This window comes from Flavobacterium sp. GNP008 (assembly GCF_056428965.1).
This window is the reverse complement of record NZ_JBWJVL010000017.1, coordinates 1-277: the sequence shown is the minus strand read 5'-3', so window position 1 is coordinate 277 and position 277 is coordinate 1. Positions and strand designations below refer to the sequence as shown.

General features: G+C 61.7%; 1 protein-coding gene. It reads right to left on the bottom strand.

The window, feature by feature from the left end; all coding sequences use genetic code 11:
* Positions 1-238, bottom strand: a 238-nt coding sequence (locus AC0608_RS13705; RefSeq protein ID WP_478289458.1) for an RNA polymerase sigma factor, incomplete at its 3' end; no start/stop codon positions are given.
* Positions 239-277: the final 39 nt, after the last annotated feature.

Sequence of the window (277 nt, the reverse complement as noted above, 5' to 3'; positions counted from 1 at the left end):
CGTTGGCCGTGATGGTCAGTAACCAGGTATTGAGACTGGACCGCCCCTCGAATTTGCCGAGGTTGCGCACCACCGACAGCCAGGCGTCCTGCACCACTTCATCGGCGTGGCGCTGGCCGACGATGGCATACGCCACGGCGCGCATGGCGCTCTGGTAGGCGGTGACCAGTTCCTTATAGGCCTGCTGCTCTCCCTTGAGCAGGCGTTCAAGCAGGTGCGCGTCGTCCGCTGCTGCCATTCAAGACCTCGACATTCCGGATAAAACCGCTCCAATCAC